The 16,749-nt window shown below is 37.8% G+C and carries 15 protein-coding genes and 1 tRNA gene; 6 read left to right on the top strand and 10 right to left on the bottom strand.

Annotated features, from left to right (window positions below):
- Positions 1–22: 22 nt before the first annotated feature.
- The 4 genes from GQR53_RS07850 to GQR53_RS07835 form a co-directional block, all read right to left on the bottom strand.
- Positions 23–2,230 (bottom strand): EAL domain-containing protein, encoded by a 2,208-nt coding sequence (locus GQR53_RS07850; RefSeq protein ID WP_165743455.1) that lies wholly within the window; start codon positions 2,228–2,230, stop codon positions 23–25.
- Positions 2,231–2,289: 59 nt separating this feature from the next.
- Positions 2,290–5,508 (bottom strand): ATP-binding protein, encoded by a 3,219-nt coding sequence (locus GQR53_RS07845; RefSeq protein WP_165743453.1) that lies wholly within the window; start codon positions 5,506–5,508, stop codon positions 2,290–2,292.
- The gene (locus GQR53_RS07840) at positions 5,508–6,770 is read right to left on the bottom strand and encodes an extracellular solute-binding protein (protein ID WP_165743452.1); all 1,263 of its coding nucleotides are present in this window, start codon (positions 6,768–6,770) and stop codon (positions 5,508–5,510) included. Before GQR53_RS07840 ends, GQR53_RS07845 begins: the two co-directional genes overlap by 1 nt.
- 179 nt (positions 6,771–6,949) lie before the next feature.
- Positions 6,950–7,025, bottom strand: a tRNA-Ala gene (locus GQR53_RS07835).
- Positions 7,026–7,191: 166 nt separating this feature from the next.
- Between GQR53_RS07835 and GQR53_RS07830 the strand changes: the two genes are divergently transcribed.
- Together GQR53_RS07830 and GQR53_RS07825 are read left to right on the top strand one after the other, a co-directional pair.
- A complete protein-coding gene (locus GQR53_RS07830) occupies positions 7,192–7,587 on the top strand; it encodes a hypothetical protein (protein WP_165743450.1) in 396 nt (131 codons plus the stop codon).
- A gap of 1 nt (position 7,588) precedes the next feature.
- Entirely contained in the window at positions 7,589–8,089 is a 501-nt protein-coding gene (locus GQR53_RS07825) for a prolyl-tRNA synthetase associated domain-containing protein (protein WP_165743448.1), read from the top strand.
- Here the strand turns inward: GQR53_RS07825 and GQR53_RS07820 are convergent.
- Positions 8,056–9,204, bottom strand: a complete 1,149-nt coding sequence (locus tag GQR53_RS07820; protein ID WP_165743446.1) for an MFS transporter — start codon at positions 9,202–9,204, stop codon at positions 8,056–8,058. The two genes, GQR53_RS07825 and GQR53_RS07820, sit on opposite strands and share 34 nt — an antisense overlap.
- 198 nt (positions 9,205–9,402) lie before the next feature.
- Here GQR53_RS07820 and GQR53_RS07815 point away from each other — a divergent pair, with 198 nt between their 5' ends.
- The 4 genes from GQR53_RS07815 to GQR53_RS07800 all read left to right on the top strand — a co-directional run bounded on the left by GQR53_RS07815 (position 9,403) and on the right by GQR53_RS07800 (position 12,584).
- Positions 9,403–9,942, top strand: a complete 540-nt coding sequence (locus GQR53_RS07815; RefSeq protein WP_002957867.1) for a DUF2058 domain-containing protein — start codon at positions 9,403–9,405, stop codon at positions 9,940–9,942.
- Positions 9,943–10,125: 183 nt separating this feature from the next.
- A complete protein-coding gene (locus GQR53_RS07810; RefSeq protein ID WP_165743444.1) occupies positions 10,126–10,449 on the top strand; it encodes a c-type cytochrome in 324 nt (107 codons plus the stop codon).
- Between the two features lie 165 nt (positions 10,450–10,614).
- Positions 10,615–11,382 carry a class II aldolase/adducin family protein gene (locus GQR53_RS07805; RefSeq protein ID WP_010554363.1) on the top strand — a complete coding sequence of 256 codons (768 nt, stop codon included), beginning with the start codon at positions 10,615–10,617 and terminating at the stop codon, positions 11,380–11,382.
- Between the two features lie 26 nt (positions 11,383–11,408).
- A complete protein-coding gene (locus tag GQR53_RS07800) occupies positions 11,409–12,584 on the top strand; it encodes a mandelate racemase/muconate lactonizing enzyme family protein (protein WP_024605610.1) in 1,176 nt (391 codons plus the stop codon).
- 93 nt (positions 12,585–12,677) lie between these two features.
- Here the strand turns inward: GQR53_RS07800 and GQR53_RS07795 are convergent, their stop codons facing one another.
- From GQR53_RS07795 to GQR53_RS07775, 5 genes are all read right to left on the bottom strand, one after another.
- Complete coding sequence (locus GQR53_RS07795; protein ID WP_024595815.1) at positions 12,678–13,049, bottom strand: hypothetical protein; 372 nt, start codon at positions 13,047–13,049, stop codon at positions 12,678–12,680.
- Between the two features lie 49 nt (positions 13,050–13,098).
- Positions 13,099–13,938, bottom strand: a complete 840-nt coding sequence (locus GQR53_RS07790) for an amidohydrolase family protein (protein ID WP_024605609.1) — start codon at positions 13,936–13,938, stop codon at positions 13,099–13,101.
- Complete coding sequence (locus GQR53_RS07785) at positions 13,935–14,663, bottom strand: SDR family oxidoreductase (protein ID WP_010554366.1); 729 nt, start codon at positions 14,661–14,663, stop codon at positions 13,935–13,937. Before GQR53_RS07785 ends, GQR53_RS07790 begins: the two co-directional genes overlap by 4 nt.
- Before the next feature lie 21 nt (positions 14,664–14,684).
- A complete protein-coding gene (locus GQR53_RS07780) occupies positions 14,685–15,173 on the bottom strand; it encodes a peptidylprolyl isomerase (protein ID WP_007586440.1) in 489 nt (162 codons plus the stop codon).
- A gap of 66 nt (positions 15,174–15,239) precedes the next feature.
- Positions 15,240–16,709 carry a LysM peptidoglycan-binding domain-containing protein gene (locus GQR53_RS07775; protein WP_165743442.1) on the bottom strand — a complete coding sequence of 490 codons (1,470 nt, stop codon included), beginning with the start codon at positions 16,707–16,709 and terminating at the stop codon, positions 15,240–15,242.
- Positions 16,710–16,749 lie beyond the last annotated feature (40 nt).

Here is a 16,749-nt window from a genome sequence, read left to right as displayed (position 1 = left end):
TAGTTTATAAATCACGCTACAGTTACTTTAACTTTTTAAACCAATCTCTTGCAGGTTCCGGTCTATGCAAATAATAGCCTTGCAGAATAACCTCAGGATACTCCTGTAGTAAATCAAAGTGGGACTGGTTCTCTACGCCTTCAGCAACTATCTCGAGTTCAAATAAACGACCTAAGCTTACAATCATATCAATAATTAGTTTATCGTTGTTATCGATAGGTGCCTCTAACACAAAAGAACGATCAATTTTAAGTTCTTGTATTGGTAATTGTTTTAGGTAGGTTAAGCTCGAATATCCAGTACCAAAGTCATCAATTGATACTCTAATACCTAGCTTCTTGAGAAAGTGAACAGCTTCAATAGCCGCTTCCATATGATTAAGTAACGTACCTTCAATTATCTCAATAGTGAGTTGTTGAGGATTAATGTTATGTTGCTTTATCTGTTGGCTAATAAAGTTTAAAAAACGCGCTTCATGAAAGTGCCTGCCACTTATATTAATTGATAAGTTTAACTCAGGGTGAGTTTTACTAAGTTGCGTTAGCATTTCAAGTGCATTTGAAGTTACCCAGCAATCTAAATCATAAATTATGTCTGACTCTTCGGCTATAGATATAAACTCACTAGGACTAATAAAGCCTTTTTGAGGGTGCTCCCATCTTAATAAAACCTCTGCGCCTTTAAGGGTTTGGCTTCGATCAAATTGGGATTGTAAATATAGCGATAGCTCATTATTAGAAATAGCTTTACGTAAATCTTGTTCTATTTCAAAACGGCGTTTTGCTTGCTCGCCAAATGAAGTATCAAAAAAGGTAACTCTATTGCCGCCTTTCTCTTTTGCTTTGTAACAGGCCGCTTCACAGTTACGAATAGTCTCAATAGCACTTTCCCATTGAACTTCTCGTGGAAAGATATAGGTGCCAATACTTACTGTTAAGCTAACGTCTTGTTCAGCAAAGACAAATGGATGGTTTACACTTGCAAGTAGCTCTTGGGCTTTATTTTCAGCCATTGCTTGAGCTCTAGCTCTGCCCACACCTTTTTCAACTGTACACAGCACTGCAAACTCATCACTGCCTAAGCGAGCAATAACATCTTTTTTACTCACCTTAGAATGAATTCGTTTAGTTAATTCTTTTAAAATATTATCGCCAGCGAGTAAGCCTAATCCATCATTAATTGAGTGGAAGCTGTCTATATCAATAATATAAATATAGGCATAACTATTTTCGGTACTACAAAGTTGAAGTTGTTGCTCTAACTGCTTTAAAAACCCATTTCGGTTGGGTAAACCTGTAAGTTCATCATGCCATGTAAGGTAATGAATTCTTTCTTGGGTTACTTTAACGCTCGAAATATCACTAAATACGCCAATATAGTGCACGTTAGTATCTTGCTCGCCTTTTACCATACTGAGAGTTAGTAGCTCAGGGTAAAGCTCGCCATTTTTTCGTCTAGTTACAAGTTCTCCACTCCAATAGCCTGCTTGATTTGCATGTTCCCATACTTGGTCAAAGCTAATACTCGGATGGTTGTTTTGTTTTATATCGTGTAATTGCATTTGTAGTGAGTCTGATTCACAGTAACCGGTTATACGACAAAATGAAGGATTCACCGCAATAATTTTGCCATTACTATCGGTAATAACAACACCATCGGCGGTTCCCGTTAGGGCTTGATAAAATAACTTTTGTTTTGATGAAAGTTCTTTTAATTCTTCTTCACGTTGGCTTAATTCTTTCGCCAGTAACTCTATTTCGAGTAATTTGTCGTGCAGGTCGAAGTTTTTTTCTATAAGCCTATCTAGCATTCCTTGAGCGGTAATATGAGTGCGAATGCGTGCTCTAACGAGCGCTAGCTTGTAAGGTTTGTGTATGTAGTCAATTGCGCCCATAGCAAAGCCTTTTTCTTCAGACTCTTCTTCGGTAAGCGCAGTTACAAATATGACGGGGATGCCTTTGGTATTTTGTTTCGCTTTGAGTATATTACATACTTCGTAGCCGTCCATGCCAGGCATCATTATGTCTAATAAAATCAAGTCAGGCCGAGTTGACTCAATAAAGATCAAAGCCTGCTCACCACTAGTTGAAATACGTACGTCGTAGTCAGTTAAAAGTCCTTCAACTAATACGTGTAAATTACTAGGTTCGTCATCAACAATAAGAATTAAAGGTTTATGCTTTCTCTCTGTAGTTAATCCCTTACTGTTTGCGAGATAATTTGAATGCACTATCTATCCTTCTTTGCGTTCTTTGCTATGTTAAATCTAGTTCAGGTTAGTGGTTATGCCTAATTTTTATTATCGTTTCTATATTTATCAATCAACTCTATTACTAATGCGTAGTTAAAATGATCAATTGCTTCTTTGAGCTTAAATAGAGAGTGGCTTCTATCATATTGATTCATTTCTAGCTGTCTAACCAAACTGCTAGGTACGGGGCGAGCCGTTAATGCTAATGAGTATATTTTATCGATAACCGAGTCTTCGTTTTCTAGTTCATGTCGCTGTATATGTTCTTTTTTAAAGCTATCAGCTACCAAGAATTGTTTTACGGCAAAAAGTGTAAGTGTTAATTGTTCATTAAAGTGAGATAAGTTAATACTTTTCTCATTTATTAAGCTTTTCTCAACACTTTGCGCGCTTTGTTGCAGTAGCTCCAAACCTAATGTGCCGGCAAGGCCCTTAAGTGTATGTACTAGTCGAATTAAGCTTTCTAACTCTCCATTTTTAATTAATATATCAGCTTTAATCGAAAAGTCATTGTAATCGTTGACAAACTGAGTAAATAATTTAGTTAATAATACGTCATTATTTTCTAGGTTTTCTTTTGCTAAAAGCAGATTTATAGTGCTCAGAGGTTCATTACTTTGCAGATGTTTCTCTATACTTTCGTAAAGCGCATCAAAAATAATCGGTTTTACTAAAAAGTCGTCCATACCCGCTCTAAACGCTGCTTTTTTATCATTAGGATCTGCGGCTGCCGTAATAGCAATTATAGGAGTTTTGTAGCCTCGCTCTCTTAATATGCCAGTTGCTTCTAGCCCATCCATAACTGGCATTTGAACATCCATAAAAATAATATCGATGTCATTTGTCTCTATTTTATCTAATGCATCACGTCCATTATCAGCAATGATCACAGTCATATCTAATCTTGTTAAAAGGGCTGAGGCTATTTCTTGGTTAATTTTATTATCGTCAACAACTAATGCATTAAAACCCGAGAATTTAGGGTGAGGCTTTAATTGCTTTTCTTTAAAATTATTTGGTGAAAGCTTTCTTAAAATTTCAACTTCACTATTTTTATTACCAATAATTATAATGTCTATATTTTCATTTTTTGCAATTGACTCAGGAGACTCTTCATCGGTAATTAATAAAATAAGTGTTAATTTTTCATTAGCGGTTTTATTTTGAGCGTACAGTTGTTGTAAAATAAAGTTATCGTTGAGCTCTTTTTTTTCTATCGACATTATTACAATACTAAATGGGCTACTAGGCTGAGACATTTTTGCAATGGCTCTTAATGGTTCTTGTGTTGTTTCTGTCGTTATATTTATATCACTTAGTAAGTCCATTAATTTTTTAATTTGCTCATTATCAGGGCTAATTAATAAGGCGTGTTTTTTAAGCTTTTGTTGCTCAGATAAAGTAAAGGGTAGAGTAAAGAAAAACTCGCTACCTTGATTAATCGTGCTCCTTACTTGTATATCTCCGCCCAGCAATTTAGTTAATTGTTTGCTTATAGTGAGTCCTAAACCGGTCCCACCATACTTTCTTGTTGTGCTTGAATCACCTTGCGAGAAAGACTGGAATATAATTTTTGATTGCTCTTCAGTCATCCCAATACCCGTGTCTTTTATACTAAAGCGAAGGTTTATTGTTTTTTCGTGTTGAGATGTCGCTTCTATAATTAATGATATTTCACCATGCTCAGTAAACTTAATTGCGTTACCTACACAGTTATTTATTATTTGGCTTAAGTGCATTGGGTCGCCAATAAGTTCAAGCCCTGCATCAACGTGTAAAGTAAAGTTTAATAACAAACCTTTTTGCTTGGCATTTGTTGAGAATAAATTTTGAACGTTAGAAACTATAGTATGTAAGGTAAAAGGGATTTGCTCTAACTGAACTTTTTCCGATTCTAGCTTAGAAAAATCCAGAATATTGTTTAAAATCTGCAATAAATTTTGAGCACTTGAAAAAGCTTTATCTGCGTAGTGTTTTTGCCTTGAGGGAAGCTCGCTGCTTTGTAAAAGTTGCAACATACCTAATATACCATTCATTGGGGTGCGAAGTTCATGACTCATATTGGCTACAAAATCTATTTTTGTTTTATTGGCTTTATCGGTTTGCTCCATGGCACTCGTCAGGTCGGCATTCATTGCTTCCATTTGGGAATTTAATACGCGGGTTTCATTGAGTAGCTCTTTGGTTTGCTTATTTTTTAAATATAAAGCGTTAGCTGCTTTTATTACCGATGCTATTTCAGTTTGATTTTGGCTGTTATTTGAAATAGTTACTGGCTTTTCGCTATTCATGTCTTTAAGTAATAAAGTGAGCTGAGTAATTGGTTTTATAACCGATCTAAAAATAAAATAGCTTAAAAATAAAATGATTAACATAATTAAAACGGCAAATATATTTGCCTGTTCTGTATTTTTTGTTAAGTGGCTACTTAGTAGCTCTTCTGTTTTGATTAGTTTATTTTTTTCTATGTTTTTAATTTCATTAGTTAAATACAGCAATTCGTTTTCTATGCCTGTAAGCACTACATTTACAGAAAAAGTGTAGCTACGGGTGAGTAATACAAGTTGGTTATAAGCTTGTTTTAAGCTTGTTGTTTTATTGGAGAGGGATTCATTTATTACAGAGGTGCTCGTTAGTTTTTTATGTAAGTGATTTAAGTTTTGTTTTACATTTTGTGCTTCATCAAAATTAGGTTTATAGAGGTAGCTTATAATTGCATGTTTTAAATTACTTATTGTGAGTAAAACATCGTTAAAAATAACTTTATTATCATTGTTTGAAGACCCTTCTAAATCACTAATTGTTACTTGTAAGTCATCAATAGGTTGTTTGAACTGAGTAATGTAAATGTGTTCGCGTTTTTGTCTGTTTACGACAACTTGGCCAAATGTATCTTGGTAATTATTTAAATACTCGCCAAGGCGTATTAGTGAGTTTTGATACTCAGGGGTCTGGTTTTGAGTGTTTGTTTTTAGCTGCTCGAGATTTAGATTTGCCTTATTTAAGTAAAAATTAAATTTGGTAATCGTATTTTCATTTGCATTGTCAATAAATGAAACTGCATGCCCTTGCAGGGAAATAATATCGTTTTCTAAGTTAGTTACAGCTTCACTTTGAATAAGCGCGTTATGTTGCGATTTTTGCAAGTTAAGTAAAGACGTTTGCGAATAGTTAAACAAATAGCTCTGTAAAAGAAGTAATCCAATCAGCGAACACAGAGCTAATATTATTTTTGATTTAATTGAGTTTATTATCATTATCGGCTAATCAACTCATACCATTTTTGCAGGCTGTAGTCATAGGTTGGCATAACTGTATTCCACACAGCTACATTACTAAAGCGTTTATGGTAACTACCGCCATTACGTTGCCCACCTGCTTTTACAGCTACGTCGCCATTGGTATTTAATAAATCTATGTTTGTTGCTTTTCCACCGTACCAGTAATCCCATTCAGACTGAGATAGGAGTAGTTTAGAGCGCTGCGGGTTACTAATGTAATAACCTTGGCGAGCAATAAATGCACCAGGCCAGCCTGAAAGCCACCAATTCATATAATCGTAAGCTGCATCTTTTGCGCTACTTTGTATTTGTGACGATAAACACATAACACCATGCCAGCCTCGGTAGCCTTCTTTTGGCGCGGCAAATTGAACATTAATATTTTGGCTGTTTAATGCAGAAACTGCAGGCGAAAACATGCTTTCTATATGGGCTCGCTTACTTCTCATAAATTCAATCGACTCAGGAACCGAATTCCAATAGCCACTAAAGTGACCTTGGCGTTTAAAGTCGAGTAATATACTAAACAACCTATCAAGTTCTGGGCGGGTCATTGCACCTATATTGTTAAATTTTATAAGTCCTTTACTTTGTGCTGCTAGGGCTAGGTCAAATAATCCAATGGTAGGCGCATTTACAATAGCTACTTTACCTCTGTTCTCGTCATCAAGCAGCCAACTCCAGCTTTCTGTTTCGTATGCTATACCTGGCTTAATAAAGTCGGTGTTGTAACCAAAAGAGTCAACATTATGCACATAAGGTAAAAAGCTAATATGATCGCTTTCTTGTGAGCTTAATGTGCCATCGGGTTGAACATTTAATAATTTATAGGGAGCATCACCTGCACCAATACTTGCAGTTTCGGTTAGTTTTCCCGTTTTAGTAAGTGGATTTATCTCGTTAAAGTAGGTGAGTCGTTTTTTTTCTATTGGCTGTATAGAACCTGCATCCCAAAGCACATTAATGCTGTTTGACCATTGTTCGTATAAATCAAAGGAGCCAGGGTCCATTGATGCCTTTTGCAAAACGGCAGCGCTGCCTGCGGGAGTAAATTCTATATTAATACCCAAGTCACTCATCGCTTGCTTGCGAATAGCCTCTTGGAGTGTTACATGCGTACCAAGCACTCTTAATGTGACTTTTTTCCGGGCAAAAACATAAGGCGCATGTGTTATTGCACCAGCTGTTAAACCTATTGCAGCTAGCTTTTTTAGCGTTGAACGCTTAGGGTTGTCCATGTTAAGCCTAAAGTACTAATGTGTGACATTATGTATAGCTAAGAACTTGTAAAGACACAAGTTGAATGGATAAATTTAAAGTTATATAGAATGAAAAATTAGAATATTAGGGTATCAAAAAATAATAAAAACAGTGGAAAAATAGAAGAGTAGAACGAATTTGAAAAAGAGTAGGAAAGTGGTGGAGCTAAGCAGGATCGAACTGCTGACCTCCTGCGTGCAAGGCAGGCGCTCTCCCAGCTGAGCTATAGCCCCACATTCCTAAGTTACATATAATGTAACTGCTTGACTGCTGAGTTCCAAGCGGGACGAACTTTAAGTTTTTTTATAAATTTGGTCAAGTATTTTTTCGTAAATTTTCACTGTTTACGTCAATTTTTGTTAGACTCGGCTTAATTCAAAACTAAAACGATAAAAAACAATGAAAAAATGTGTTCTAGCGCTTATGGTTTTACTCGCTGGCTGTGCCTCAAATGATGAGCCGCCTTTTGAAATAAATAATAAACAGTTTCACGAAAAGCAAGATGAGCAAGGCAATAAGCTTTTTGCTTATGTTGTTTCGGTAAAAGCTAAGCATCGTGAAAACTTTAACTTAGACCGTGGTCCTAACAAGAGACCAAGTCGTGGTGAGGTTAAGCAGTATATAGAGAAAGAGCATTTTGAAGAGTCGAGCATTTTGAAGTTACAGCTAGAAGACCAAGCAGTTGAATTATTAAATCAAGAGCTAAAAGATCGTAAGTATTGCGGCAACAAGCATGAAGTTAATGATGTTTTATGGCGAGATTTGAGTGTACAACTAAGAGGGCGTTGTTTGTAATATGCTGGCTGATAAAACTAAGTTAGCAGAGCTTTTGGCGCACCTAGATATTAACTATGATGTAATAGAGCATCCGCCGCTACATACTAGCTTAGCGGCTGATGAGTTTATGATTGAGCGCCCAGGTACTCGTCTTAAAAACCTGTTTTTACGCGATAACGAAGGCAAGCGACACTTTTTAGTTATTACAGCGCACAATAAGCAACTCGATTTAAAGGTACTATCAAAGCAACAAGGGCTTTCACGCTTAGGGTTTGCATCGAGTGAACGCTTAGCAACGTATTTAAAAGTGGCTCCTGGGTGTGTATCTATGTTGGCTCTTTTGAATGATAAGCAAAACGAAGTGAGCTTATGGGTCGATCAAGATATTTGGGGTGGTGATTTGTTTCATTGTCATCCGTTTGAAAACACCCAAACATGGTTGCTTAGTAAAGCTGATTTAGAAACATTTTTTAATCACACAAAGCATCAACCGCGCGTTGTATTTTTACCCTCAAAATAAGCCCACATAATTAACGATAAACCACATAAGCAAACCGCAAGCAGCGTAAACATAAACGCTGTTTGCCCATGATGTTGGTATACCACACCGGGTAATAACGACCCCAATGCGCCACCACTGTAATAAAACGATACATATCCGCCATTGGTTACACTTGGTGGGGCTTTACTGATTTTATTAACGAGCGGTGCGGCAGTTGAATGAATCACAAACATAGCACCGCAAAACAAAGTAAATGCGATTAAAAATAAGCTAAGCTGGTGGCTCATTAATAAAATAATACTCACACTATAAAAACTAAATACCGCAGTTAATAAATGCCAAGGCGAAGGGACTTTTTTAAGCAACCAAGGTGCAGCAATAGAGGCGAGGGCACCAACTAAATAACCACTGTAAACTAAACCTATGTCACGAGTATTAGTAATTAAAAACGTGTTTTGTAATATAAACGGTAAGTAATTAAGTAATGCAGCAAAACAAAAAAACATACAAAAGACGGCACCGTACACTTTAAGGATAGCGCCTTCTTTAAGTTGTTTAATGTAATCCAGAGGGGAGAGCTGCGACGGTGTAGCTGGGTTTGTAAAGCGAGAATGCTTAATTGTCAAAGCTAAGCAAATAAGCATAAAAGCAATTACGTAATAAAAGCTCTGCCAATTCCATAAGTCGCTAAACAAAGCTGCGAGCACACGACCAAAGTAACCACCAACTATACTGCTACCAATATATAGGGTCATGTTTTTTTGAAGTGTATCAGCGCTATAACTCATACCTATATAGCTAGTCATTGCTGTTAAAGCTGCGGGGAGCGTTAGACCTTGTAAAAATCTGACTAATAATAAAAGCTCAAAGCTAGGTACATAAATAAAAAGTAAGCAGCTAAGGCCTAAAAGCACCATTGCAATACGTAATATAAGTAGTGGATTTATTTTTGCTAAATATAAACCATAAACGAGCGGGGCAATGGCTAAGGGCAGCATAGTTGCAGTCATTAAGCTGCCAGCTACCGCAGGTGCTACATTAAATTCGCTCGCAAAAAGGCTAAGTAGGGGTTGCGGTGCATAAAGCACAAAAAATATAAATACCGAGCAAACGAGTAGATGAGGTAAACGCATTATATGGCTTGTGCATTTGCTGATTGGTTGCGTGGTATTGTATTAAAAATTGCTTTTAATTCATAATTAAAACCATAGTCATTGCGCTATATCATGGTTTGTTTTAACTAGTTTGCTAGATTAATGTCGATAGCGCTGTTATTTGAACTCGTTGGTGATTAAAATAGCGATAATATTAGTTTTTAGTGGAACAAAGTCATGGGTTCATTACAAGACCAATTGCTTCAAGCAGGATTAACAACATCGCATAATGCTAAAGTTGCTAAATCAGAAAAGCGTAAGCAACAAAAAAAGCAAAAGAAAGGGGCGACTAGCAACCCAAGTGATCTGCAAAAGCATATTCAACAAACCAAGCTAGAGCAGCAAAAAAAAGCTGAAGAGCTTAACCAAACACGCCAAGTGAGCTTAAAGCAGCGCGAACAAGAAGCGCGTGTTAAACAAATTTTAGAGCACCACAATCAAGACGCTATTCGTGGTGAGCGCACATTTAATTTTACTTATCAAAATAAAGTAAAAAATATCGACGTGAACGAGAAAACGCAAAAAGCGTTATCGGGCGGTCGTTTAGCTATTTGTGTACTCGAAGGGCAATTTTACGTATTAGACGACGAACCAGCACGCAAAGTGGCTGAAGTTGACGAAAAGTATATTGTTTTTCATGTAGAGCCAGAAAACAAACCAAAAGATGAAGATGACCCATACGCAGACTTTGAAGTACCAGATGATATAGTGTGGTAATAGTTATTAAGGGTAAGCTCATTTTTATTTGCTAAAGTATATAAAAGTGAGATAGAAACGAGTTAGCGGTTTTTGGTTAAGTTGATCGTCTAGCGTCGTTTCGTACGTATGTTTTTTTATTTGATTGTTTACTACAATCAATAGAACAGTTTTTCTAACCGTCAAAAAAGAAGAGTAAATACAATGAGCAAGATGAAAACACTACTATTAGGCGCGGGTATTACTTTAGCCGCAAGCTTCTCGTTTAATGCAGCAGCTGCCGATGGCGCTGCACTTTATACCGCTAAGAATTGTCAAACTTGTCATGGCGCTGAAGGTAAAGCACCAATTATGGGTATGTACCCTAAACTAAACGGTCAAAACAAAGGCTACTTAGTAGCGCAAATGAAAGACATCAAATCAGGTGCACGTAATAACGGTATGACCATGGCTATGAAAGCAATGGTTGCAACGGTAACTGATGAAGAGTTTGAAGCAATTGCAGATTACCTAGCTAACGTAAAATAATTTACGCAGCTATACCATTTTTATACAATTGGTATTTTAGTTTTACAAACAGCCACACAATAGTGTGGCTGTTTTGTTTGGTGTTTGCTATAAAATAGAGACTGCTTTAGACTTCTAAACATCTGTTCGTACAGGTTAATAATGTACGTTTTTAAAAGGCTCATTATGTTTGATTTACCCCAACTCGATTTAAAAAATAAAGTATCAGCACAAGAGTGGCAACTTCGTGTTGATTTAGCCGCGTGTTATAGACTGGTAGAGCACTTTCGTTGGGGGGATTTAATCTATACGCATTTATCAGCACGTTTGCCTGGCACCGATCACTACCTAGTGAATGCCTTTGGTTTAACCTTTGATGAAGTAACTGCCTCTAATTTAGTAAAGGTCGACTTAGACGGTAACATTATTGATGATACGCCATTTAGTATTAACCCTGCTGGTTTTACTATTCACAGTGCGATTCATGAGGTACGCGAAGACGCTCATTGTGTTATTCATCTTCATACCAAAGAAACAATCGCTGTTGCTACACAAAAAAATGGTTTATTACCGCTTAGCCAGTATTCAATGTTTTCACTGCCATCGCTTTCTTATCATGGTTACGAAGGGCTTGCGGTAAACGACGACGAGCGAAAAGTGTTGCAAGACGATTTAGGCAGCACTAACCATATGTTATTGGTAAATCATGGTGGCTTAACGGTAGGCCCAACGGTAGGCGATGCGTTTATGCGCTTTTATGATTTACAGCGAGCGTGTGAAATTCAATTAGCGCTACAATCAAGCTCGCAAGAGGTTATTGAAGTACCGCAGCCTATAATCGACAATATTTATAATCAAGCAAATGTAGTACACAGTGGCAGCACTGGCGGGCAACTTGCGTGGCCTGCGATGTTACGTAAAGCGTATCGACTTGACCCTAGTTTTGCAAAATAACCCATAGCGGTTAATAAGGAATTTTAATGAAAGTAAATCGCGTTGAAGTATTTGATATTCACTGTCCTGATAGACCTTCTTGGACACCTGTGTTTGTACGTATTCATACTGACGAAGGTATTAGTGGTGTTGGCGAAGCGGGCCTTGCATACGATTTAGGTCACAGTGCTGCAGCGGCTATGATTAAAGAAATGGCCGACGCCTTTTTAATCGGCCACGACCCATTTCAAACAGAAAAACTATGGTCACGTATGTTACGTGAGAGCTTTTGGGGTTTAGGCGGCGGACCAGTTGTATATGCTGCAATGAGCGCAATTGATACCGCGCTTTGGGATATTAAAGGTAAAGCGCTTGGTTTACCTGTATATCAATTATTAGGCGGTAAAGTTAACGACAAACTACGTACGTACGCATCACAATTACAGTTTGACTGGGATAGCGAATTTAAAGCGCTAGTACAACCGCAAGAATATGCAGAAGCGGCTTTAAAGGCGATGGCCGAAGGTTACGATGCAGTAAAAGTAGATCCAATTCAGTACGATAAAGACGGCAATACTTATTACGACCGTACAAAAATAATATCACGTACTGAAATGAAGCTATATCGTGCGCGTATGCAAGCTATTCGCGAAGCAGTAGGCGACGAAGTGGATATTATTTTTGAATGCCATAGTTTACCTGGCGTGACAACAGCCATTCAGTTGGGTGAAATTGCAGAAGAATTTGACTGTATGTACTTTGAAGAGCCAGTTAACTATTTAAACCATTCATTACATGCAAAAGTAGCAGATAAAGTTAATGTGCCAATTGCTGGTGGTGAACGTTTGTATAATCGCTGGGGTGTGCGCCCGTACTTAGAAGAGCAAAGTATTGATGTTCTGCAACCTGATATTGGTTTATGTGGTGGCTTTACCGAAACTAAAAAAGTATGTGATTACGCAGATATCTTTGATGTGCGTATTCAAGCTCACGTATGTGGCGGGCCTGTTGCAACAGCAGCATCACTGCACTTAGAAACGGCTATCCCTAACTTTTTGATTCATGAGCACCACACTTATGCGATTAAAAAGTGGAACCGCGAGTTATGTTTACAAGACCCACAACCTAAAAATGGTTTCTTTGAAGTGTCAGAAGAGCCAGGGTTGGGTATTGAATTAAATGATGAGATTGTTATGCGTTCTCAACGCGTAGAAATAAAATAATAGTCTTTTAACCTAACTTAGGTCATGCATTAAAAAGCCGGTAAGTGATTAGTCACTTACCGGCTTTTACTTTTTTGGTAAAGTTTTAGCTTGTTATAACTCGTTAATTCTACATTCTACGTCTTTAAGCTCAATAGTGGCTTTACTATCAAGGTGGCGTATATAGCATTGCTTGCCTTTAATCATCAATTCAAACTGATCGGGTGTATTGCGACTTTGCGTGTCGATAATATTATTACCATCCACATTGCTAAGGGTTACTGTGCTGCTGGTAGTAAATACATTCTCAGCTAATTGAGTTTCTTGTATATGTACAAGTGTTTTAATTGCTTTGCTAACGGCTGTTTTATTTGGCTTTGCCAGTAGAGCATGTTGCAGCTTAGGTGTCGGATCTGGATTTTGAGATATGCAGCCATTGAGAAAAAACGCAGAAAATACAACGATTAGTAAAAAGTACATTTTCATAAATTGGCCGTATTATTATAAAAAGAGAGTTTAATATAACTAGTTTTACTTAAACTTGGTAGTAGTGCTTAGCGTTTGCATAGCTAAGGTTATGCCATGTCTTATCGTTTGAGCATAACGCCTTATGGCAGTGCCATAGAGTGTTGTAGCTTGTATTTATTTGGCACACAGGAAAGTTGCTTGCAAACATAATACGCTGCTGGCCAAAGTGATTAAAAAGAATATTAAAACACGCTGCTTGTTGCTCACTGGTAAGTTGTAGTAATTCAAAACCAGAGAATTTAATTGCTATGTTGTCGTGCTGAGCAAGTAACTCAGCACCTTGTTGCCAGTCATTTAAATTACTTGGCAGTCCTGCATGATTAATTATAATCTGAAGCTGCGGTAGCTGCTTAGCGTAGTAAGCTATTTGTTTGGTTATTTCGCTATTTTCAATATCAAATTGAGCTTCAAAATGCAGTTTATTTGTAGCCAATAAATTAAGGTTATTAATACAATGAGGGCTTTTTAGTCTCACTGCATCATCTTCTTCGGTTATATCTCTTATACCACAAAGGCTTGAATGAGCCAGTGCATTTAGCGCGTGATTAAATTGCTCTGCGGGCGCATCAATTTGGTTGTAACTAATAGCCTTGAATGAAAGGTTTTTTAAATGCGAGCTTAGCCAGTTTAACTCGTTTATAGGTGATTGATTATCAAACCCAGCCTCAATGTGCACAATACCCGCAAGTTCAAAATCAGTACTTTTAACAAGTTGCTCTGCACTTATTGGTTGTTTAATTTTTTCTAGGTTAGGCCATGCTGGTGGGTTTTCGCCTTGTAGCCAAGTATATTGCCCCTCGGCAAGATTAAAAAAATGCACATGAGGGTCAATAATTTGCATGCTCATTGGGCTGTGTAACCACCATCAATACTTTGTAGGCTGCCTGTTATAAAACTGGCATCGTCGCTTGCTAAAAAGCTCACAAGGGCAGCAACCTCATCGGCTTGACCTAATCGGTTAAGCGGTTGAAGACTTGCTTCCTCGGCAACTATTTCAGCTTTGTTTGCGCCACTTTTTGCGCAGTACGCATCTATTGCGTTATGAAATAGCGGGGTTTCTATTGTGCCAGGGCATACCGCATTTGCTCTAATATTAAAACCTGCGTAATCAAGCGCTGTTGTTTTAGCCATTGAGGCAAGGGCATGTTTTGTTAGGTTATACGCAAAAGAGTTTTGCTTACCTATAATTGCCTGATCGGAAGCGACTAATATAATAGCGCCGCCATTTTGCGCTTTCATGCTTGGCAATACGCTTTGTATTGCGGCATAAGCGCCTTTAACATTAAGCGCAAAAAGTGCATCGAGAGTTTGCTCGTCGGTGCTTTCTATATTTGCGCTTAAGTGTTTTCCAGCATTAGAAACAAGTACATCAATACGTTTGCTTTGTTCACAGATAGCGTTGATACAGCTTTGTACCGCCGATACATCACTTACATCACACTGATGAAATATACCGATTTCGCTCAGCTCTATATCAAGGTTATGTACTTCATAGCCATTGTTTAGCAAACGCTTTACTACGGCTAAGCCAATACCTTTTGTACCACCTGTAACGACTGCAACTTTAGACATACTTACTTCCTTTATTGCTAACTAGTGAGAGTGACCACAGCCGCCTTCAGCGTGCACATGTCCGTGAGAAACTTCTTCACTTGTTGCTTCACGTACCGATATAACTTCAACGTCAAACGTTAGCGTTTTACCAGCAAATGGGTGGTTTAAATCACAATCTGCGTTAAAACGACCAACCTTAACAATAGTAACCTGATGACGACCTTGGTTAGAGCTAACCATTGCTGTCATACCAGGTTTCCATACTTTAACGTCGCCTTGTAGGTGCTTAAGCGGAATACGTTGAATTAAGTCATCAACACGCTCGCCGTATGATTCACTTGGCTCTAGAGTTACACTAAATTTTTCGCCAGCTTCTTTGCCTTCAAGTGCTTTTTCTAAACCAGGAAGCATGCCTTCGCTGCCATGAATGTAAGTAAGTGGCGCTTCGTTTGTGCTACTTTCAATTTGCTCGCCCGCTTCGCTAAGGGTGTAATGAAATTCAACTGCTGAATTTTTGCTAATTTGCATGCTTGTCTCTTCAAATAATAACTATGTTAGGGCGCAATTTTACGCGAAATATACGTGTTTATAAACTTAACGTGGCTGATTTAGTGTTTTTTGTAAATCTAGCAGTAAATCTTTTTTTATTGGTGCTGCTTTTTGCTTTTCAGCCTGTGGTATAAACAGTACTAATTGAGTGCCAGGCTTTAAAATACTTGATGCAGAGAGTTTGTTCCATTTTGCCAAGTCGCTATGAGGTACATCATAAAGCTGACTTATACTCCAAAGGCTATCGCCTGACTTAACTTCGTAATCTATTTCAATGGTGGGAATCGCAATCTCTTGGTGTTCTAAATAAGGGCTGATTTTGTAATCAACAGTTAATGTGCTTGGCAGAGTTTTAGGTTGCCCAACTAATAACTTTTCTCCAACACCTATTAAATTATTATTTTTATTATTAAGTTGTTTCAAAGCTTTTACAGACATACTAAAACGCCTGGCGATACTGTAAAGCGTATCGTTTTGTTTAACGATGTACTCTCCAGCAAAGTTTGATTTGAAGAACTGACTTTTTAATAATGCTTCTTGCCCTATAGGCAGCAGTAAAGTATGCGGCCCGTTAGGTGAGCTTTGATTTTTTAAATATCCCTGATTAATAGCATGTAACTGCTTTGAACCTATACCAGAGAGCTTGGCAATGACTGAAAAGTCGAACTGCTGGCCTATGTTCATCTGTGTTGTAAATGGTTTATATGCTAGCTTTGGGCGTTTAATGCCCTTTTGTGGATGTTTAACTAAATAACTTAAAGCGAGTAATTTGGGTACATAGCCAGCAGTTTCTTTTGGCAGACTGAGCGACCAGTAATCGGTGCTTTTACCGCGTTTTTTGTTTTTTTCGATTGCACGTTTAACACGGCCTTCACCACTATTATAAGCGGCCAAAGCATGTAGCCAATTACCATCAAAGCGTTTGTGTAAGTAACTTAAGTAATCAAGTGCAGCATCGGTTGAAGCAAGTACGTCTTGGCGCCCGTCATACCATTGGTCTGACTTAACACCAAAGTGATGCGCCGTTGCGCCAACTAACTGCCAAACACCAACAGCTTGCTGTGATGAGGCTATTGTTGGTCTAAAATCGCTTTCTACAAATGGTAGTAATGCGAGCTCCATAGGTAATTGCTTTTGCTCAATTTTTTTTACGATGTGATACAGGTAAGGCGCTGCGCGTTTGCTCACCGTTTGTAAGTAGTTAGGTTGCTTTGCATACCAGCTGATACGCTTTTTTAAAGCGCGATTTTGATAAATCGTAAAGTGTAGATTATTGGCTATATGCATCCACAGATCGGTGGTTTTTAGTGGGCGCTTTTTTACGATTGTTTTTTTGAATTGAAGTGGCGTAACTGCCTCTTTAACTTGAGGCGTTTGAGCTACTTCATCGTCAATATCATAAGTATAGTCAGGCTCAAAATGAGTAAATATTTGTGGAGCTTCTTGTGGTTCTTGCTCCGTTGATTGACAACCAAATAACAAAATACCCAAACAACATAAAACCAAACTGCGCATAGTGATCACTTTTGTAAATTCCTTTTATTATTTTAACACA

The sequence above is a fragment of the Pseudoalteromonas sp. Z9A6 genome (assembly GCF_011378805.1).
GTDB classification, from domain to species: Bacteria; Pseudomonadota; Gammaproteobacteria; order Enterobacterales; family Alteromonadaceae; genus Pseudoalteromonas; species Pseudoalteromonas distincta.
Note: the sequence above shows the minus strand (reverse complement) of the source record. Positions and strands in the feature narration are given on the sequence as shown.